We start from the raw sequence: 18,429 nt of genomic DNA, 5'->3' as shown, positions 1-18,429 counted from the left end.
GGCTCAGTAGAGACCGGCCTCGGTACGTTGTGGAAGTTCGCGGTCATAAACCGTTCCATCGACCACGCCGCCGCTCAGACGGTGATGCATGGCGCCAGGAGAAGGCAGGCTGCTGCGCGCCACCTGGGCCGAGGCCGACCAGAGTTCCGAGCGTACGATGGCCTTGGAACAATGGAAGTAGGCACGCTCGATCTTTACCAGGATCACGCTGCGAGGCAGCTTGCCACGCATCTCGAAGCGGGCCAGCAAGGCCGGATCGGCCGAGATCGTGGCGCGACCATTGACGCGCAGAGTCTCGCCCACGCCCGGGATGATGAACAGCAAGGAGACGCGGGGATCGACGATGATGTTGCGCAGATTGTCGAGCCGGTTGTTGCCGGGGCGATCCGGCACGATCAGCGTACGCGAATCGATGATCTGCACGAATCCGGCAGGGTCACCCTTGGGTGAACAGTCCAGTCCCTCTGGTCCGACCGAGGCCAGCACGACGAAAGGCGAAGCACGCACGAAAGCCTGATAGTCCTCGTTGAGATGATCGATTTCCTTGACCAGCGCCCGTTCGCCGGGTTGGCCGTAGAGTGCCTCCAACTGATCCAGGCTGATGATGTCGTGCTTCACTGCGATCTCCCTCGTGGTCATAGTCAGCCGCCAGTATAGCGGCCAGGCCGTCAAGCCTGGCGCGCTGGACGATACGATTGCGCTGATGCCACCGGAGATGCCCTTCGTCATAGTGAGAAAGTGATAGCAGCAGGCCTACACCACGACGATGTTGTCGATCACCCGCTCCACGCCGGGCGTATGTTGCGCTGCCCGGCAAGCTTCCTGTCGTTCGGCAAGCGAGCCGACCATGCCGGTAAGGGTGACGACCTTGTCGTTCACGCCCACATAGAGGGCCGTGGTCTGGATGTGCGCCCGCCGTTGCAAGGCTGTTTCGATGCTGTTCCTGATGTCACGCGGTGCGGCGCTGGCCTGCACCGTGATCAGGTTGCTGATGCCGATCAGGCCGAAGAGATTGCGGAGCGCCTGTTCGGCCGCTTCACGCTGGTGGTCGAAACGGACCTGGCCCGACAGGGTGATCCAGCCGTGCTCGACCTTGATCTGGATGCCTTCCTTCGGCAACAGCGCATTCCATTCGATGGCGTGGCGGGCTGCAGCGGCAATCTCGCTGTCCGTCCTCTGGCTGGCGCCGGGCAGGTGTACGTCGATCTCCACGGCCAGCCCCTTGACGCCACCCACGCGCAAGGCGGCACGTTCGGCCGCATACTTTTGGGCGTAGCTGTCGAGATGCCCGGTCAGCGTTACGATCCCGCTAACCACCTCCACGCCGATGCGGTTGTCGTCGAAGGCACTATCCCAGGCCAGTTCGTCCATGACTTCCTGCCGCAATTGATGGTCGCTCTTCATCGCCCTGCTCCCTTGAGAAGTTGCTCTTCAGCCGGCCTTGCTCCCGGCGACCTTGTTCGTGGCCTTGAGCGTTGGCTTGTCGTCAGCGGCTGCACTGTTGGTGCCGGAGGTGGCATTGTCCAGATAGGTGGCATATTGGCCGTTCAAGCCCGTCATCCGCTGTTGCATGGCGTGATTCAGCCTGGCAGTGAGTTCGGCCAGCCACTCGACCAGCTGTCCGGCAAAGACGGCGCTTTCCTGCATCTCACTGCGCCAGCGTTCAGCCATCATCGAGGCCGCTTCCACCGGGGTTCTTGCTTCCACGCATTGCTTGGCCAGCAGGATTGCATTGCCGCTTTCGCGGCGCAGGAAACTGCTATCCAGGTCGTAGAGCTTGCTCATGCTTGCGAGGGTGGTCGCGCCGAGTCCGACGCTGGCATCGATCTGGTGGCTGGCGTAGCCCAGCCAGAAGTCGGCGTAGTTGTCCATGTTGGGGAGGCGCATGGGATTTCCTTTCCAGAATCTGGCAATGCCTGATCGAAAACGCCAGAGGTCATTGCCTGCCTTTCCAGCGTCGCTTGCCGTGGCCTGGGCTGGATCAGCCGGCACAGGCATCCATAATGTTCAGCAAGTCTGATCCTTATATGAAGATTCTGCGCCAGCCATCGGGTGCAAAACTGATGCAAGTCAAGTTCTCGTGCTGACCCGACAAGGCCTCGCTGGGTGGCCTTGACTTACATCAGTAGGCCGGGCCAGGCCCTGGCGCACAGTTGCGCCATGCAATCCGGGTCAATTGGCATCGGGTGCAGTTCATGGAGTGAGTCATGCGACAGATTTCCCCCACCCAATGGGTCCGGCTTGGCAGCCTGCTGGACGACGCCGAACATTCACTGCGCCAGCGCATGCAGGCAGCGGACCTCACCGACGACGAAGGTCTGGAGCGGGCGACCACCGCGCAGGTGATGTCGGACCAGGAGTTGCATGAATTGCAGGACATCAGCCAGGCGCGATCGCGCATGCAGGAGGGCAGCTATGGACTGTGCGTAGATTGCGGGGCCGATATCGCGGTCGAGCGTCTGCTGGCCTATCCCACCGCCAAGCGTTGTCTGGCCTGCCAGCAACTGCATGAACGTAGCCACCCCAGGGCCGCCTGATGAACACGCACGCACAAGCCCGGCCACTGCCTCCGAAGACGGCTGTCATGCCTACGCCGACCGAGCGCCTGGACGCGCAGGTGCATGCGGCTCTGGCCCGTTCCAGCGGCTCGCTGTCGCTGGCGTCGGGATTGCTGGCCGCCATCGACTGGGCCGCGCACCTGGCGGTTTCCCCCGGCAAACGCCTTGAGTTGATGTGCCTGGCCCTGCAGCAGGCCAACCGCCTGCTGCATTACATGGGCAGTGCCCACGCCCAGGCTGCCGACCTGCCGGTCGCGGACCGGCGCTTTGCCGCGCCGGACTGGCAGCGCTGGCCCTACAACCTGTGGCACCAGGGCTTCCTGCTGACCGAACAATGGTGGAATGCTGCCACGCGGGACGTCTGGGGTGTCGAAAAACATCATGCCGATCTGGTCAATTTCGCTGCGCGCCAGCTACTGGACATGTTCTCGCCCGGCAACTATCTGTTGACCAATCCGGAAGTGCTGCGTGTGAGCGTGGAACAAGGCGGCAACAATCTCCTGACCGGTCTGCAGAACTGCATGAACGACATGGTCGGTCTGCTGCTGGAACAGCCCACCAGTACCGATCGCTGCTTCCTGCCCGGCAAGGATGTGGCGATCACGCCCGGCAAGGTGGTCCTGCGCAACGACATCATGGAATTGATCCAGTACGCCCCGGCCGGCAAGGCGGTGTATCCGGGGCCGCTGCTGATCATTCCGGCCTGGATCATGAAGTACTACATCCTCGACCTGTCACCGGCGAACTCGCTGATCCGCTATCTGGTCGAGCGCGGTCACACGGTATTCTGCGTCTCCTGGAAGAACCCCGGTCCCGAAGACCGCGACCTGGGCATGGACGACTACCTGAACGCCGGCCTGCATGCCGCCCTCGACACGGTCAACCGCATCGTCCCCGGTCGGAAAGTACATGGCGCCGGTTATTGCCTGGGTGGCAGCCTGCTGGCCATTGCAGCGGCCGCGATGGCGCGCGACGGCGACCCGCCCCTGGCATCGCTGACCTTGCTGGCGGCCCAGACCGACTTCAGCGAGCCGGGCGAACTGGGCCTGTTCATCGACGAAAGCCAGATCAGCCTGCTGGAGGCCCAGATGCAGGAGGCCGGCACGCTCAGCCAGACACAGATGGCGGCCGCCTTCCAGATGCTGCGCTCCTACGACCTGCTCTGGTCACGCGTGATTGGCCAATACCTGATGGGTACACCGGCCCGCAACAGCGACCTGATGGAATGGAATGCGGACGCCACCCGCATGCCGGCTCGCATGCATTCGCAATACCTGCGCCGGCTGTTCCTGGATGACGATCTGAGTGAAGGCCGCTATCCCGTGGAGGGCAAGCCGGTCGCGCTCAGTGACATCAATACCCCGGTATTCCTGGTGGGAACGGTCCGCGACCACGTCGCGCCCTGGCACTCGGTCTTCAAGCTGCATTATCTGTGCCCTGCGGAAATCACCTTCGTCTTGGTCAGCGGCGGCCACAATGCCGGCATCGTCAGCCCGCCGGGGCATCCGCGCAGCCAGTTCCAGATGCGCACCCGGCCGGCCGGTGGCGCCTACTGCCCGCCCGATCAATGGGCCGCAGAGACTCCCGTCTCCGAAGGCTCCTGGTGGCCCGCCTGGCAAACCTGGCTGGCGCAGCATTCGGGCGAGCCCACCACCCCGCCCCGTCTGGGCGGTGCAAAAGCCGGGCGGATGGACGATGCGCCCGGAGCCTACATCATGGAGAAATAGAATGCTGCATCGTTCACCCACCGGCAACGCAGCCGACACCGCTAACACCACTACCACGGCCAGCCCGCAGGACAAGCACGCCAGCGACGACCTGCTCGGCCTGATCCGCAACCGGGTCTTCGCGGAAATTGCCATCGGTGACACTGCCACCATCACCCGCACGCTCACCTCGGCCGACATCCAGCTCTTCGCCGTCATCTCCGGTGACGCCAATCCCCAGCACCTGGATGCCGCCTTCGCCAAGGAAAGCCGGTTCCACGGGCTGATCGCGCATGGCATGTTCGGCGGCGCATTGATCTCGGCGGTACTGGGGACCCGGCTGCCGGGGCCAGGCACGATCTATCTCGGCCAGACCCTGCGGTTCCTGCATCCGGTACGCATCGGCGATACGCTGCAGACCAGCGTCACCGTGGTCGCACGTGACGAGGCCCGGCACCGGCTGACGCTCAAATGCGCCTGCGTCAATCAGGACAACGTCATCGTGATCGAAGGCGAGGCCGACGTCATCGCACCCACCGAATCCATCGTGCGACGCCGGACCACCTTGCCGGAAGTCAGCATGAAGATGGGCGATGGCGAGCTGCAACAGTTGCTCGACCATACGCGCCAGCTGGGGCCGGTCAAGGTCGCCATCGTCCACCCCTGCGATGCGGCCAGCCTGTCGGCGGTACTGGACGCCCAAGCCGCCGGCATCATCCTGCCGGTACTGGTGGCGCCCCGGGCCAAGCTGCTGGCCCTGGCGGGGCAGCAGAAGCTGGATATCTCCGCATTCCCCATCGAGGACGTTCCCCATAGCCACGCGGCGGCGGCACGTGCGGTCGAGCTGGCCAGCCAGGGACAGGTGGAGATGCTGATGAAAGGCAGCCTGCATACCGACGAATTCATGAGCGCCGTGGTGGCCAGCCCGGCGCTGCGCACCAAGCGCCGCATGAGCCATTGCTACCTGATGCAGACGCCCTCCTATCCGCGCCCCTTCATCATCACCGATGCAGCCGTGAACATCGAACCGACCCTGGAAGAAAAGGCCGACATCATCCGCAACGCCATCGACCTGGCCCAGGCCATTGGCGTCAAGCTGCCCAGGGTGGCCATCCTGGCGGCGGTGGAGACGGTCAATCCGAGGATGCCGGCCACGCTGGACGCCGCCGCGCTATGCAAGATGGCTGATCGCGGGCAGATCACCGGCGGCGTACTGGATGGCCCGCTGGCCTTCGACAATGCGGTCTCGCCGGTATCGGCACGGGTCAAGGGCATCGTCTCGGATGTGGCGGGACAGGCGGACATCCTGGTGGTCCCCGACCTGGAAAGCGGCAATTTGCTCGCCAAGCAACTGGAATATCTGGGTGGCGCCGTCAGCGCCGGTCTGGTGCTTGGCGCACGCCTGCCGCTGGTGCTGACCAGCCGCGCCGATTCACGCGAAACACGGCTGGCCTCCTGTGCCGTGGCGCGCCTGGTGGCGCAGCACTACCGGGCCATCCCGCCCTGATGGGAGAGGCAAGTTTCCCCTGCCTTGACGTTCAGTCCTGAACGACGTACTGAACGACGAAGTAGAAAACGACATAGATGATCAAGAGTGCCATGCTCGCCAATAGTGAAATAGTCAATATTCGCATTGTCTGTCCTGACGTCGGTGGCCCAGGGTAGGAGCCGCGCCCGAGCCGAACTAGCTGCCGTCCATGATGGGCGACATGCGCGACGAAGAACTGATGCAGATCAGATAAATCGGCCGAAGCAATATCGCTATGCACATCGAGGGAGGTTCGGATGCGAGAGTCGAAGGATGATTACCAAGGCCTGTTACCTTCCGAAGTGGCGCGCATACTTGCCGAGGACGGGCCGAACGTGTTGACATCCGAACGGCGCCGGATGGGACGGGCTCTGATCAATGTTCTGAAGGAGCCGATGTTCGTGCTCCTGCTGTCGGCCGCTGCCATCTATCTGGCCCTGGGCGATCTGCGCGAAGGCTTGTTGTTATTGTTCATGGTTGCGCTCACCGTGGGGCTGACGCTCTATCAGGAGGGAAAGACCGAGCATGCGCTGTCCGCCCTGCGCGTGCTCAACAGCCCGACCGCACGGGTAATCCGCGCGGGGCGGACGGTGCGCCTGCCCAGCCAGGATCTGGTGCGGGGCGACCTGATCCTTCTGGAGGAAGGCGCCCGGGTGCCGGCAGACGCGGACGTTCTTGAGGCCACCAATCTGCAGATCGATGAATCATTGCTGACCGGAGAGGCTTGCCCGGTGGAAAAGCGCAGCCCACCAATGACACTCGAATTGCATCAGCCCTCCCCTGCGCAAACCGACAGCGCGATGCTGGTGCGATCAGGCACATTGGTCGTACGAGGCAGTGGTATCGCCCGGGTGAGCGCTACAGGCGCCCGCAGTGAACTGGGAAAGATCAGCAGTCTGCTGCATGAGCTGGTCGAGGAACCGAGCCCGATGCAGCGGCACGTGGCTCGTGCAGTCAAGGTGTTTGCCGTAGCCGGCCTGGCGCTGAGCGCCCTTCTCGTGGTTCTCGAAGGCTATGCCCATGGCCGCTGGACCGAGGCCCTGTTGATGGGAATCGCCTTGTCGATGTCGCTGCTGCCGGAAGAGCTTCCCATCATCCTCACGGTCTTTCCTGCCATCGGGGCATGGCGCATGGCGCGGGCCAATGTGCTGACGCGACGCCTGTCGGCGGTCGAGGCCCTGGGTTCGATCACGGTCCTGTGCACCGACACGACCGGAACGCTGACAGAGAACCGGATGCGTGTCGTACAGGCGATGAGCGCCGGGCACCATCTCTACTTCGATGAGAGCGACGTCGGCATCACCTCGCCGCAGTGGCGCACGCTGCTGGAAACCGCAGCCCTGGCGAGCAGCCAGCGTCCCACCGACCCCATGGAGAAGGCCTTTCATCAGCTGGCCGGGGAAAGCGCCAAACGCTTCGCACCGCCAGCGGTCACGCAGCTGATGCAGGAATACCCGCTCAGTCCCGAGTTGCGGGCGATGACGCTGGTCTGGAAAGGTGATGCAGACACCCCCTTGCTGGTAGCGACCAAGGGGGCGCCGGAGGCGATTGCATCCTTGTGTGGGTTGGCGCCGGCAGAGGTGCAACAGATGCAGCACGATGTCCTGCACCTGGCCAGCCATGGCTTGCGCGTGATCGCCGTGGCCAGCTGCAACTGGAGCGGTCCGCTACCGGCCTCGCAGACCGGCTTCGCACTGCGTTACCTGGGCCTGCTGGCGCTGGCCGATCCACTGCGAGAGGCCGTGCCGGCTGCGATCCAGGCCTGTCATCGGGCCGGGATCAGGGTCATCATGATCACCGGCGATCATCCCGGCACGGCGCAGACCATCGCGAGGGAGGCCGGCATCAGTGCCGACCGGATATTGCTGGGCGATGAGGTGCAGGCCTTGGATGAGCACGAATTCACCCGCCGGCTGCGCACCACCAGCGTCTTCGCGCGCATCACGCTCCAGCAGAAGTTGCGCATCGTGGCGGCACTGAAGGCCGACGGCCAGATCGTCGCCATGACCGGCGACGGCGTCAACGATGCGCCTGCGCTCAAGGCCGCGCATGTCGGTATCGCCATGGGAGGGCGCGGTACCGATGTCGCCAGGGAAGCCGGCTCGCTGATCCTGCTGGACGACAACTTTTCCTCCATCGTGGAGGGCATCCTGACGGGGCGGCGGATCTTTTCCAGAATGCGCAGTGCGATGACCTACGTCCTGTCCATGCATGTGCCTATCGCCGGCATGGCATTGCTGCCTGTCATCTGCGGCTGGCCCTTGATCCTCTATCCGATGCAGATTGCTTTCCTGGAGCTGATCGTCGACCCTGCCTGTACGCTGGCCTTTGAGAATGCGGCAACGGACGGCAGCGAGCGCGGTGCGCCGGGGCGCAATGGCAACGCGCCGCTGCTGGAAGCGCGCACCCTCCTGCTGGCGGTGATGCAGGGCGGTCTGGCCCTGGGGTTCGCGGTCTGCGGCTATGCCTGGTTTCTGGAACGACTCGCGCCAGGCCAGGCCCGTGCTGCCGGGTTCATCGTGCTGGTCGTGCTCAATCTCAGTCTGATGTTTTCGGCGCAGGCCCCTGGACGCCACTTCCTGCAAGCGCTCTATCCGAGCAATGGTGCGGCATTGCTGATTTCGGCGATTGCCGTGACCATGTTGTTGGTGACCTTGTACGTGCCGACAGTGGCCGATGCCTTCCATTTTTCGCCTTTGCCGTGGCCGGAACTGGTCATGGCATTCGCCTGGGGAGCATTTGCCTTCCCTGCTTACGAATGCGCCAAGTTCATGATCGCCCGGGTCAGACGTTCTCCACCCACCGTAAGCGAAAACTGAGCGCTGGTGTCCGCCACATCGGCCGCATCGGCCGCATATGACTGGCCCAAGCAAGCTAATGCGAAATGCGCAGTTTGGCTTGCCTGCCCGGGGCTCTATGATGTGCTCATCCCGGCCATCCGGCCTGCGGCATCCATTCTCCCGGACACCATCGACCTCATGAGCACACTTCCCCCCGACCTCCTGCAGCGCATTGCCGACGGCGCCGCCCAGCGCGATGCACAGCGTGAACAACCCTTTGCCCTGATCGAAGAAATCAAGGCCACCGGCTTCGGGGCAAATCGGCTCGACGCCGATTACGGTGGCGGTGGCGCCACCTTCGTGCAGACCCTGGAGACCGCCATCGAACTGGGTGCGGCCGATCCCAATATCGCCCACATCTGGCGCAATCACCATGTGGCTCTGGAACGCGTGCTCAACGCACCGCTGCAACATCCGGGCGTGGCTGCACTGCGCGAGCGCGTGCGTGCCGGCGACCTGATCGGCGCCTCCCATACCGAACTGGGACAGGCACAGATCGGCGGCACCGGTGTGCTGTCTACGCGTCTGGTCCGCCAGGGTGAGCACTATATGCTCAACGGCCAGAAGTTCTATTCGACCGGTTCGCTCTTTGCCGACTGGCTGCATGTGACGGTGTCAGTGGAAGACGGCCGCCGCGCGGTGGTCCTGCTGCCCCGCCAGCGCGAAGGCGTGCAGACCGTGGATGACTGGTACGGCATGGGCCAGCGCCTGACCGGCAGCGGCACCACCAACTTCGAGAATGTCCTGGTGGCCCCGCACGAAGTGCTGCTGCCGGATCAGGTACCAGCGCGCCAGGCGGTGCTGGGCTCGACCATTGCGCAACTATTCCTCACGGCGGTCATAGCCGGCGTGGTCAGCGCAGTGGCACGCGACGCCAGCGCGCTGCTGTCCAAACGCAAGCGCAATTACTACTACGCCCCCACACCGGCGGCGGCCGATGACCCTATCCTGCTGAGCGCCCTGGGCGAACGCGATGCCGATGCCTTTGCCACCCGCGCCATCGTGCTGGCCGCCGCCAGCGAGGCCGACCGCGCCTATGCCGCCCTGAAGAGCAATGCGGCCGATGCCGATGACCGCCTGCAGGATGCCGCCGCTGCCGCCGCACGCGCCAAGGTGGTGGTGGATCGCATCGCCCATCACGCCGCCACGGCCCTGTTCGACATCGCCGGAGCCTCGGCCACCCTCACCTCGGCCAATCTGGATCGTCACTGGCGCAACATCCGCACCATCTCCACCCACAACCCGACCTCGCACAAGGCCTTTGCACTGGGCAACCTGAGCGCGAACCAGGTCCGCCTGCCAACCCAGGGATTCTTCTAAGAGCGCGGGGGCGTACGCTACGCCCCCGCGTTTTCCCCTTGCCCCGGCTGATGCCAACAAACCGACGTAACTGGCAATGGCGGTAAACGTTCCAATTTGGTTTGATGTTCTATAAAGTAGACAAAAAACCAAATAAGGAACACATCGCTGTGGCAAACATGTCGGCCAGCAATCCGCCTGCGACAGAGGCAAGGCAGCCGGGCCAGGGTGTGGCCGCGGGCGTGCAGCGCAAGGGGTGGAGCAAGGGGGGGCGTCCATGGCGCCTCCTGCTCCTGTTGTGCTGCCTGCTGACCCTTTCCGAGGGCCAGGCCAAGGTGCTGTCGGTTGGCGTCTACCAGAATCCGCCCAAGATCTTCTTCGACAGTGCCGGGACCGCCTCCGGCCTGCACATCGACCTGCTGCGCCAGATCGCCAGCCGCGAGGACTGGCAACTGCGTTTCGTGCCCTGCGAATGGCAGACCTGCCTGCAATGGGCCGAAGAAGGGAAGATCGATATCCTCCCTGATGTGGCCTGGACCGAGCAGCGTGAAAAAGTGCTGCAATACTCCGCCGTGCCGGCGCTCTACAGCTGGTCCATCCTGTATCGCAACCAGTCCGTGGTGATCGATTCGGTGTTCGATCTCAAGGGCAAGAAGATCGGCCTGCTCGACAGCTCGGTGCAGGCCAGCTATTTTCGCGCCCTGATGGATAACTCCGGGATCAAGCTGACCCTGGTGCCATTGAAGAACGTGGAAGAAGGCTTTCGCATGGCAGCCGCCGGCCAGATCGATGGCATCATCGCCAGCCAGCAAGCGGGCGACATGCTGGCCGACCGCTATCGCCTGGCCGACACCAGCATCGTGTTCCAGCCGGTCAAGCTGTATTTCGTCAGCAGCAGGCAACAGCCCCCGGAGACCCTGGCGGCCATCGACCGCGCCCTGTCACAGTGGCAGGCCGATCCGCAGTCCATCTACTTCGATATCCTGCGCAAATGGGGCCGTGGCGCGACCTCGCTGCCGACCTACGTCTGGTGGTTGCTGGGCGGCGCTCTGGCGCTGCTGGTCTGTGCCTTGCTGATCGCCGCCTACCTGCGCCGGGAAGTCGCCCGCCGCACCGCCAGGCTCAGGCAAAGCGAAGCCTCATTGCGTATCGCTGCGGCGGCCTTCCATTCTTCGGAGGCGATCTGGGTCATGGGTGCCGATCGTAGCGTGCTCGATGTCAACGCCGCCTTCACCGAGTTGACCGGTTATCGACAGGGCGACCTTGACCTGGATGCCCAGGGGATGCCGCCCTGCCGTCAGGAGCAGGAAGACCGGGATTTCCGGACCAGCCTGTGGGCCCTGATCCAGAGCCAGGGGAAATGGCAGGGCGAGCTCTGCGTACAGCGTCGCGGTGGCGACGAATTCCATGCCGTGCTCACGCTGACCGCGGTGAATGACCCCGCCGGTGGTGTGAGTCACTATGTCGGGACGCTGCTGGACATCAGCAGCCAGAAGCGCCTGCAGGAGGAAACCCGTCAACTGGCTTTCTACGACCCGCTCACCGGCCTGCCCAACCGCCGCCTGCTGCTGGAGAAGATCCAGCCCGCCAGCCACCGTGGCCATAGGGCTGAGAGCGGTCAAGGCGTGGGAGCATTGTTCTTCGTCGACGTCGACAACTTCAAGGACCTCAATGACGCCATGGGCCACACCGTTGGCGACCAGCTTTTGCAGCAGGTGGCGCAGCGTCTGCAGAACCTGGTCGGCCGTACCGGCATGGTGGCGCGTCTGGGCGGAGACGAATTCGTGGTGCTGCTGGATGGACTGCCGGCACAACAGGCCCAGTTGCTGGCCAGCCAGTTCGCCCAGCGCATCATCGATGCCATGCAAGCGCGCTTCGACTTCCATGGCGTCGGACATTTCGCGACCTGCTCGGTCGGCGTGGCATTGATGCAGGACCCGCATGCCAGCGTACAGGACCTGCTGCGCCAGGGCGATCTGGCCATGTACGCGGCCAAGAAGGCGGGACGCAATACCTTCTGCCTGTTCAACCAGGAAATGGAATCGGCCCTGCATTTCCGCACCGGCCTGGAGAACGACCTGCGCCGCGCCATCGAGAACGGAGAGTTCAGCCTGCACTACCAGCCGCAGCGTGACCAGGCCGGTCGCCTGATCGGCGTGGAAGCCCTGGCGCGCTGGCACAATCCCTTCCGGGGCCCGGTCTCGCCTGGCCTCTTCATTCCCGTGGCGGAGGCCTCGGGCCTGATCCTGCCACTGGGCCATTGGGTGTTCGAGCAGGCCTGTCGCCAATCCGTGCGCTGGAACCGCAGCGACAACGGCAATCGGCCACCGGTGGTCATCGCGGTCAATGTGAGCGCGCTCCAGCTGCGTCAGCCGGATTTCGTGCAGGACATCCTGCGCACCATCGAAGAGACCGGCGCTCAGGCTGCCCACCTCAAGCTGGAGTTGACGGAGTCGGCCATGGTGGAGGACGTGCAAGCCACCATCGACAAGATGCTGGAGTTGAAGCGCCATGGGCTGACGCTGGCGCTGGACGATTTCGGTACCGGCTATTCCTCGTTGTCGCTGCTCAAGCGCCTACCGCTGGACCAGCTCAAGATCGATCAGTCCTTCGTCCGCGAATTGCTGGCCACACCCAGCGATGTCGCCATCGCCAGGAGCATCATCGCCCTGGCCGATGCGCTCGGTCTGGAAGTCATTGCCGAAGGCGTCGAGACCCGCGAGCAGCAGCAATTCCTGGCCGCCCTGGGTTGCACCCGCTACCAGGGCTACCTGTTCGGCAAGCCGGTACCGGCCGAGCAGTTCGACGGCAGCTATTGATCACACGGGATAGGCCATGACGGCCGGCGGCCGGCAGTGGCGACGTTCAGTGGGCGGCGCTGCGATCGGCCAGCATCAGGTATTCGGCATGCAGGTGGGCCGCTTCCAGTACCTTGCGGTATTTGTCCCGGTCGGCCGGGACGCCGGCGAGTTCATGCTGCAGCAGCTGTCCGATGATCTCGCTGGCCTCGGCCGCTTCGGTGCCGGCCGTCTGCATCGCCAGCAGGCAGTTCCTCACGGTGGCGCGCACCAGTTCGGCGACCGGTTCATCCTGTTCGGACATGTCGCACAGCCGGACGATGATGCCCAGATGGCGGCGTGCGATGCTCATGGCGTTGGTACACATGGTCCCCTCCTTATCGTGGATTCACGATAGGACGGCAACCACGCGCACGCCATCAGGGGTTTCCTGATTGCAAGCCCGGCAACAGCAGCCAGGCTTCAGAGCGCCTGCAGCAGGACCCCGCTCAGCGCCAGGATCACCACCACCGCCAATGGCGGCAGGCGCCAGGCCATCAGCAGCACCATGCCGGTCACGGCCAGCGCAAAATCGCGGGCATTGAACACTGCACTGGTCCACACCGGGTTATAGAGCGCCCCCGCCAGCAAGCCGACTACGGCGGCATTGGCCCCGCGCATGGCGGCCTGGGCCAGCGGCCGTTGCCGGAAGTCGTCCCAGAACGGCAGCGCGCCCAACAGCAGCAGGAAACCCGGCAGGAAGATCGCCAGCAGGCACAGCACGGCACCTGCCACGCCATTGGGGAAGGCTTGCATCACCGTGCCGAGGTAGGCGGCGAAGGTAAAGAGCGGACCCGGCACCGCCTGCGCGGCACCATAGCCGGCCAGGAAGACATCGTTGGAGACCCAGCCGGGGCCGACCACTTCGGCCTGCAGCAAGGGCAGCACCACATGTCCACCGCCGAAGACCAGTGAGGCCGAACGATAGAAGGCATCAAACACCGAAACAGCATGCAGCCCGGACCACGTCGCCACCAGCGGCAAGCCGACCAGCAACAGCAGGAAAGCAGCTAGGCAGGCCAGGCCGACACCGCGCGACACGCCGAATCCCAATTGTCCCCGGCGAGTCACGGCAAGGTCGCGACAGAACAACAAGCCGGCCACGGTACCAAACAGGATGGCGGCGATCTGGCCCACGGCGCTGCCGGCGCCGACCACGATCATCAACGCACCCAGCGCGATGCTGATGCGCTGGCGGTCGGGCGTGATGGTGCGCGCCATGCCCCAGACCGCCTGGGCCACCACAGCCACGGCCACGATCTTCAGACCGTGCAGCAGACCGGTACCGAGGACACCCGACATGCTCCCAGCGACCAGGCCAAAGACCAGCAGCAACAGCGCCGATGGCAAGGTGAATGCCGCCCAGGCTGCCAGGGCGCCCCACGGGCCGCCACGCAACAGGCCCAGGGCGAAACCGACCTGGCTGGACGCCGGGCCGGGCAGGAACTGGCACAGCGCGACCAGATCGGCATAGCTGCTTTCACCAATCCAGCGGCGGCGCACCACGAGCTCGTCGCGGAAATACGCCAGGTGCGCCACCGGTCCGCCAAATGATGTCAGCCCCAGCATGAGAAAAACACGCAGTACCTCGCCGGCACTGCCGCGTGCTGCGCGGTCATCCTGGGATATCGGGTCTTCGTCGTGCGTCATTGCGCAAGAACTCACTTTCTGCATCTCGATGGCGTCTGTACACCGCAGGCTGCGGTGTCGGCAGGCTGGCTATCATAATGCAGTCGCTCGAACCTACCAACCTACCAACGCCATGTGCAGGCGGCGGATAGGCGGTGCCGCGTTTCGCCGCCCGGACTCCCTCCTAAACACAAACACTTCTCATTCGTCTATCAGAGAGCGCGCCATCCGGCACGCGCCAGCCCGGCTGGCGACCTCTCCTTGCGTATTTCGCTCTCGACCATGACCAACCGATATAACAACAAGCTCCCTTGCTCTCCCCTGCGCCCCCGCCTGCTGGTGCAGTCCCTGCGACTGGCCCTGCTCGGGTTATCGGCAACTTCCTCCGCCTGGGCGCAGAACGACCCTGCCAGTACGGCCCTGCCACAGGTCACCGTCACCGCCACCGAAGAAGAAAAGGCGACCGGTCCGGTGCACGGCTTCGTCGCCCGGCGCAGCGCCACCGCCACCAAGACCGACACCGCCATCACCGAGACCCCGCAATCGATCTCGGTGGTGACCGCAGACCAGATCGCCACCCAGCAGGCGCGCACCGTGGCCGAGGCCCTGGGTTATACCAGTGGCGTGCAGGTCTCCACGGGGGCCTTCGCCATCGTCGATACCGCCTCGCTGCTGCGCGGCTTCGCGCTCAACAATGGCGGTTCTTTCTATCGCGATGGGATGCTGACCTCGTCCAATGCCAGCTACAGCCGCTATGCGCCCGAGCCCTATGGGCTGGAGCGCATCGAACTGTTGCACGGTCCGGCCTCGGTGATGTTCGGCCAGAATTCGCCGGGCGGACTGATCAACGTGGTCTCCAAGAAGCCGACCACCACCGCGCTGCACGAACTGCAGGTGCAGGTGGGCAGCTTCGACCGCAAGCAGGTAGCCGGCGATTTCGGCGGCGCCCTGGATGCCGCCGGAGTCTGGTCCTATCGCCTGACCGGCCTGGCGCGCGACGCCGGCACCCAGGTCGACGGGACCGTGGACCGCCGCTTGTTCCTGGCGCCGGCCATCACCTGGCGCCCGGACGAGCGTACCGAATGGACCGGCCGCTTCGAATACCAGCGTAGTGAAGGCCTGTCCAACAACCTGTTCCCGACCAGCGGCACGGTCAGCCCCAATCCGAACGGCCAGATTCCCACCAGTACCGCGCTGGGACGCACCGGCGACAACAATGAGCGCTACGAGAACTGGTCGCTCAGTTCGCTGTTCTCGCACCAGTTCAACGAAGTCTGGAGCTTCCGCCAGAACCTGCGCTACACCGACTACACCGGCACCCGCAACAACCTGCGTTTCGCCGCCTTCTTCCCCGCCACGCAGTCGGCGGTGGCGGCGCTGCAGCGCTGGCGCCTGGGGACCGACTCCAATACCTTCACCGCCGACCAGCAGCTGCAGGCAGACTTCGGCACCGGCCCGCTCACGCACAAGGTCTTGATGGGCCTGGATCTGCACCATACCGCCGGTACCGTGCGCGGCTACGTCAGCCCCAATACTGCGGCCGGCTATGTGTTCTCCAACATCTACACCACCAGCTACGGCAACCTGCCGGCGGTGGCCGAGAACTACAACCTGCGCACCCAGGATGACCAGATGGGGCTCTACCTGCAGGACCAGATCAGGATAGGCGAGCGCTGGATCCTCTCGGCCGGGCTGCGCCATGACCGCTCCGACCAGAAGGTGAGCAATGCCATCGCCCGTACCGTCACCGACCGCAGTGACCGCGCCAATACGCGCAACCTCGGCCTGGTGCATGAGATGGCGGGGGGCTTCTCGCCCTACCTGAGCTACACCGAGTCCTTCACGCCCACCACCGGCCTGAGCTATGGCGGTGACATGCTCAAGCCGGAACGGGCCAAGCAGTACGAGACCGGAGTCAAGTACGTGCCACCGGGGACCAATGCGCTGTTCACCCTCGCGGTGTTCGACCTGCGCCGGCAGAACGTGGCTACCGCCGACCTGGCCCACGCCGGCTACTCGATCCAGACCGGCGAGGCGCGCTCGCGGGGCGTGGAATTGGAAGGCAAGATGTCGCTCGCCGATGGGTTGAACCTGACCTCCAGCTACAGCTATACCGATGCCAAGGTCACCAGCAATACCTCCAGCAGCAGCGCCACCAGCACCGTGGGAAAGGCCTTGCCTGGGGCGGCCCGTCACAATGCCGGCGTACTGGTGGACTATGGCTTCCAGCGTGGCGCCATGGCCGGCGCCCATCTCTCGGCCGGGGTACGTTACATCGGTCGCTCCTATGGCAATGCCCTCAACACCTTCGAAACCCCGGCGGTCACCTTGCTGGACTTCGGGGCGAGGATGGACCTGGGTCGCATCAACAGCGAGTGGCGCAATATCGAACTGGCGCTCAAGCTCAACAACGTGACCGACCGGGTCTACGCGTACTGCTCCGAACTGTGTGAGTACGGCAGCCGCCGCACCGGACTGCTCCAGTTGACCACCCGATGGTAATGCGCCCCACCCTGGCCGGCCGGGCCAGCGCCTGGCTGTGCCGCCACGCACCTGACCGCCACACGCTGGTCCTGTTGCATCGCTGGAACGGCCTGGCGCTGGCCCTGTTCCTGCTGGTGGCCAGCCTGACCGGTAGCCTGCTGGCCTTCGAGGACGAGCTCGATCTGTGGCTGGCGCCGGAGTTGCACCTGGCGCATCCGGCCCCGGGCCAGCCGGCCTCGGCCATGCTGGACCCGTACGCGTTGCGCGAACGGGTGGCGCTGGCGCTGGGGCCACAGGCCGATGTCAGCCAGTTGATCCTGCATCCGCAAGCGGGTCGTACGGTACGTTTCCTGGTCGGCCCGGCCATCGACCGCGCCACCGGCCAGCCCTTCCGGCTGGGGTATGACGAAGTCCTAGTCAATCCCCATACCGGAGCGATCCAGGGGCTGCGGGACCGCCAGAGGATCAGCCTGGAACGGTCGGCACTGATGCCGCTGGTGTTCAACCTGCATCACTCGCTGGCCTTGCCGCGCGTGGCCGGGGCCTTGGTGATGGGTGTGGTGGCCACGCTGTGGACGCTGGACTGCCTGGTCGGCATGACCCTGACCTGGCCACGGGGTCGGCCTTTCCTGGCGAAATGGAAGCCGGCCTGGCTGGTCAAGTGGCGGGCCGGTTTCTATCGCGTCAATCTCGACCTGCATCGCGCCTTCGGCCTGTGGTGTTGGGTGTTGCTGCTGATGCTGGCCTGGTCCAGCGTGATGTTCAACCTGCGCGACCAGATCTACCTGCCGGTGATGTCGCGCCTGCTGCCCTTCGATTACAGCTGGCGCCCCGCGCCGCCCCTGGCCAATGCATCACCACTGACGGCGGGGCCACCGATGTCCTGGCCGCAGGCGCATGCCATGGCACGCCGGGCCATGGCCGGTTTCGCCAGCGAACGCGGACTGCAGATCGACTTCGAGGAAAGACTGAGTTATGACAGCCGGCGCGGGGTGTATGCCTACATGGTGCACAGCAATGCCGACCTGCGCAGCGACGTTGGCAATACCGGACTGCTGATCGATGCCGCCAGCGGCCAGATCCGTGGCCACTGGCTGCCGACAGGCGACCGCAGCGGCAATACCTTCAGCAACTGGCTCGGCGCGCTGCACATGGGCCATGTGTTCGGACTGCCCTGGCGCATCGCGCTGGCTTTGCTGGGATTGGCGGTGAGCCTGTTGACGGTGACCGGCGTGGTGATCTGGTGGAAGAAGCGCGGCGCGCGTCAGCCACGCTCCCCGGGGGCGGGAATGAAGCCCAGCGCCAGCCACAGGGTGCGGGCTTCGCGATAGGCAGCCAGATGGGCGGGGTCGGTCTGCAGCCATTGCTGCAGGGCCTGCTGTTCAGGCTCGTCGAGCCCATCCTGTTCGTGCTCGCGCATCACCCAGGAGACGGCGGTCTGCCACGACAGGGAAGAAGCGGAAGGCTGGGACATGGAGGACGGATCGATGGGACGAGGCGCAAACACCGGAAAAAAACACGCCACCCATCGGGGCGGCACGAGTGCGC

The 18,429-nt window shown here is 64.6% G+C and carries 14 protein-coding genes; 8 read left to right on the top strand and 6 right to left on the bottom strand.

Translation table 11 applies throughout. The features are described from left to right. Positions 1-3: 3 nt before the first annotated feature. The 3 genes from ACEOAC_RS13475 to ACEOAC_RS13465 form a co-directional block, all read right to left on the bottom strand. Positions 4-639, bottom strand: a complete 636-nt coding sequence (locus tag ACEOAC_RS13475) for a pyridoxamine 5'-phosphate oxidase family protein (protein WP_413628392.1) — start codon at positions 637-639, stop codon at positions 4-6. 114 nt (positions 640-753) lie between these two features. Continuing rightward, complete coding sequence (locus ACEOAC_RS13470) at positions 754-1,404, bottom strand: BON domain-containing protein (RefSeq protein WP_077235398.1); 651 nt, start codon at positions 1,402-1,404, stop codon at positions 754-756. 27 nt (positions 1,405-1,431) lie between these two features. Continuing rightward, a complete protein-coding gene (locus ACEOAC_RS13465; protein ID WP_413445257.1) occupies positions 1,432-1,887 on the bottom strand; it encodes a hypothetical protein in 456 nt (151 codons plus the stop codon). 320 nt (positions 1,888-2,207) lie between these two features. Between ACEOAC_RS13465 and ACEOAC_RS13460 the strand changes: the two genes are divergently transcribed. The 6 genes from ACEOAC_RS13460 (at position 2,208) to ACEOAC_RS13435 (ending at position 12,750) form a co-directional block, all read left to right on the top strand. Next, positions 2,208-2,537 (top strand): TraR/DksA family transcriptional regulator, encoded by a 330-nt coding sequence (locus ACEOAC_RS13460; RefSeq protein ID WP_077235400.1) that lies wholly within the window; start codon positions 2,208-2,210, stop codon positions 2,535-2,537. Between the two features lie 47 nt (positions 2,538-2,584). Next, positions 2,585-4,285 (top strand): alpha/beta fold hydrolase, encoded by a 1,701-nt coding sequence (locus ACEOAC_RS13455; RefSeq protein ID WP_413628391.1) that lies wholly within the window; start codon positions 2,585-2,587, stop codon positions 4,283-4,285. 1 nt (position 4,286) lies between these two features. Next, the gene (locus tag ACEOAC_RS13450) at positions 4,287-5,771 is read left to right on the top strand and encodes a bifunctional enoyl-CoA hydratase/phosphate acetyltransferase (protein ID WP_413444447.1); all 1,485 of its coding nucleotides are present in this window, start codon (positions 4,287-4,289) and stop codon (positions 5,769-5,771) included. 278 nt (positions 5,772-6,049) lie between these two features. Then, the gene (locus tag ACEOAC_RS13445) at positions 6,050-8,611 is read left to right on the top strand and encodes a cation-translocating P-type ATPase (RefSeq protein ID WP_413444448.1); all 2,562 of its coding nucleotides are present in this window, start codon (positions 6,050-6,052) and stop codon (positions 8,609-8,611) included. Positions 8,612-8,770: 159 nt separating this feature from the next. After that, the gene (locus tag ACEOAC_RS13440; protein WP_413444449.1) at positions 8,771-9,952 is read left to right on the top strand and encodes an acyl-CoA dehydrogenase family protein; all 1,182 of its coding nucleotides are present in this window, start codon (positions 8,771-8,773) and stop codon (positions 9,950-9,952) included. A gap of 158 nt (positions 9,953-10,110) precedes the next feature. Further along, positions 10,111-12,750 carry an EAL domain-containing protein gene (locus ACEOAC_RS13435; RefSeq protein ID WP_413444452.1) on the top strand — a complete coding sequence of 880 codons (2,640 nt, stop codon included), beginning with the start codon at positions 10,111-10,113 and terminating at the stop codon, positions 12,748-12,750. Positions 12,751-12,796: 46 nt separating this feature from the next. Here ACEOAC_RS13435 and ACEOAC_RS13430 read toward each other — a convergent pair whose 3' ends face one another. Together ACEOAC_RS13430 and chrA are read right to left on the bottom strand one after the other, a co-directional pair. After that, positions 12,797-13,096, bottom strand: a complete 300-nt coding sequence (locus ACEOAC_RS13430) for a hypothetical protein (RefSeq protein WP_006462202.1) — start codon at positions 13,094-13,096, stop codon at positions 12,797-12,799. 95 nt (positions 13,097-13,191) lie between these two features. Then, positions 13,192-14,418 carry a chromate efflux transporter gene (gene chrA, locus ACEOAC_RS13425; RefSeq protein WP_413444450.1) on the bottom strand — a complete coding sequence of 409 codons (1,227 nt, stop codon included), beginning with the start codon at positions 14,416-14,418 and terminating at the stop codon, positions 13,192-13,194. A gap of 261 nt (positions 14,419-14,679) precedes the next feature. On the opposite strand from chrA, the gene ACEOAC_RS13420 reads away from it, so the two are divergent. Continuing rightward, on the top strand, positions 14,680-16,899 hold the full coding sequence (locus ACEOAC_RS13420) for a TonB-dependent siderophore receptor (protein ID WP_413444451.1): 2,220 nt from the start codon (positions 14,680-14,682) through the stop codon (positions 16,897-16,899). Continuing rightward, entirely contained in the window at positions 16,899-18,212 is a 1,314-nt protein-coding gene (locus ACEOAC_RS13415) for a PepSY-associated TM helix domain-containing protein (RefSeq protein WP_413628390.1), read from the top strand. Before ACEOAC_RS13420 ends, ACEOAC_RS13415 begins: the two co-directional genes overlap by 1 nt. On the opposite strand, the gene ACEOAC_RS13410 is transcribed toward ACEOAC_RS13415, so the two are convergent. Next, positions 18,146-18,355: a FecR/PupR family sigma factor regulator gene (locus ACEOAC_RS13410; protein ID WP_413444532.1), complete on the bottom strand. Its 210-nt coding sequence runs from the start codon at positions 18,353-18,355 to the stop codon at positions 18,146-18,148. The two genes, ACEOAC_RS13415 and ACEOAC_RS13410, sit on opposite strands and share 67 nt — an antisense overlap. Positions 18,356-18,429 lie beyond the last annotated feature (74 nt).

Source organism: Herbaspirillum frisingense (genome assembly GCF_047325095.1).
In the GTDB taxonomy this organism is placed as follows: Bacteria; Pseudomonadota; Gammaproteobacteria; order Burkholderiales; family Burkholderiaceae_D; genus Herbaspirillum; species Herbaspirillum frisingense.
Note: the sequence above shows the minus strand (reverse complement) of the source record. Positions and strands in the feature narration are given on the sequence as shown.

Excerpts from the sequence above, each read along its gene's own strand:
- ACEOAC_RS13435 (WP_413444452.1), top strand. The coding sequence starts at position 10,111 with ATGTCGGCCAGCAATCCGCCTGCGACAGAGGCAAGGCAGCCGGGCCAG.
- ACEOAC_RS13415 (WP_413628390.1), top strand. The coding sequence starts at position 16,899 with ATGCGCCCCACCCTGGCCGGCCGGGCCAGCGCCTGGCTGTGCCGCCAC.
- ACEOAC_RS13465 (WP_413445257.1), bottom strand. The coding sequence starts at position 1,887 with ATGCGCCTCCCCAACATGGACAACTACGCCGACTTCTGGCTGGGCTAC.
- ACEOAC_RS13470 (WP_077235398.1), bottom strand. The coding sequence starts at position 1,404 with ATGAAGAGCGACCATCAATTGCGGCAGGAAGTCATGGACGAACTGGCC.
- ACEOAC_RS13455 (WP_413628391.1), top strand. The coding sequence starts at position 2,585 with ATGCCTACGCCGACCGAGCGCCTGGACGCGCAGGTGCATGCGGCTCTG.
- ACEOAC_RS13410 (WP_413444532.1), bottom strand. The coding sequence starts at position 18,355 with ATGTCCCAGCCTTCCGCTTCTTCCCTGTCGTGGCAGACCGCCGTCTCC.
- ACEOAC_RS13420 (WP_413444451.1), top strand. The coding sequence starts at position 14,680 with ATGACCAACCGATATAACAACAAGCTCCCTTGCTCTCCCCTGCGCCCC.
- ACEOAC_RS13430 (WP_006462202.1), bottom strand. The coding sequence starts at position 13,096 with ATGTGTACCAACGCCATGAGCATCGCACGCCGCCATCTGGGCATCATC.
- ACEOAC_RS13440 (WP_413444449.1), top strand. The coding sequence starts at position 8,771 with ATGAGCACACTTCCCCCCGACCTCCTGCAGCGCATTGCCGACGGCGCC.
- ACEOAC_RS13475 (WP_413628392.1), bottom strand. The coding sequence starts at position 639 with ATGACCACGAGGGAGATCGCAGTGAAGCACGACATCATCAGCCTGGAT.
- chrA (WP_413444450.1), bottom strand. The coding sequence starts at position 14,418 with ATGACGCACGACGAAGACCCGATATCCCAGGATGACCGCGCAGCACGC.
- ACEOAC_RS13445 (WP_413444448.1), top strand. The coding sequence starts at position 6,050 with ATGCGAGAGTCGAAGGATGATTACCAAGGCCTGTTACCTTCCGAAGTG.
- ACEOAC_RS13460 (WP_077235400.1), top strand. The coding sequence starts at position 2,208 with ATGCGACAGATTTCCCCCACCCAATGGGTCCGGCTTGGCAGCCTGCTG.
- ACEOAC_RS13450 (WP_413444447.1), top strand. The coding sequence starts at position 4,287 with ATGCTGCATCGTTCACCCACCGGCAACGCAGCCGACACCGCTAACACC.